This is a genomic window from Mycobacterium talmoniae (assembly GCF_001854525.1).
Taxonomy (GTDB): Bacteria; Actinomycetota; Actinomycetes; order Mycobacteriales; family Mycobacteriaceae; genus Mycobacterium; species Mycobacterium talmoniae.
This window is the reverse complement of record NZ_MLQM01000369.1, coordinates 1-672: the sequence shown is the minus strand read 5'-3', so window position 1 is coordinate 672 and position 672 is coordinate 1. Positions and strand designations below refer to the sequence as shown.

At 80.5% G+C, this 672-nt stretch carries 1 protein-coding gene; it reads left to right on the top strand.

Annotated features, from left to right (window positions below):
* Positions 1–75: 75 nt before the first annotated feature.
* Positions 76–672 (top strand): FAD-dependent oxidoreductase (locus BKN37_RS27415; RefSeq protein WP_242657383.1); only part of this gene is annotated, 597 nt, incomplete at its 3' end.

Here is a 672-nt window from a genome sequence, read left to right as displayed (position 1 = left end):
CCGCCGCCCCGCGCCCCGCCCCCCGCGCCCCCACCACCCCCGCCGGCGCGGCCCGGGTCGACGAGACGCCGCTGCGTGGCCCGCATCGACGCCGAGCCCGCCCACGCCCTGAGCTGGCGTCCGGGGGCCGATCCCACCGTGGCCCGGTTGGTGGCCGACCGGTTTGGCGAGCAGGTGGTGGCCCGGTCGGTGGATCCGATGCTGGCCGGGGTGTACGCGGGTTCGGCGTCGACGATCGGGCTGCGCGCGGCCGCCCCCACCGTGGCCGCGGCGCTGGATGCCGGCGCGCCCAACCTGACCGAGGCGGTGCGCCGTGCCCTGCCGGCCGACCGCAACGGGCCGGTGTTCGGTGCGCTGGCCGGCGGCTACGCGGTGCTGATCGACGAGCTGATCCGGCGCAGCCAGCTGCGCTGGGTGCAGGCCGCGGTGCAGTGGATTCACCGCAGCCCCGACGGCTGGTCGCTGCGGGATTCCGCCGGCGGCTACTGGCGGGCCGACGCGGTGATCTTGGCGGTGCCGGCGCCGCGGTTCGCCCGGCTGGCCACCGATATCGCCCCGCGCGCCGCGGCGGTGGCCGGCCACATCGGCTGCGCGTCCTCGGCGGGGGTCGGGCTGGGGGGGGCCCCCCGCCGCCGGGTCGGCGGCCCGGCCGGGGGGGTGGGGGGCCGGGGG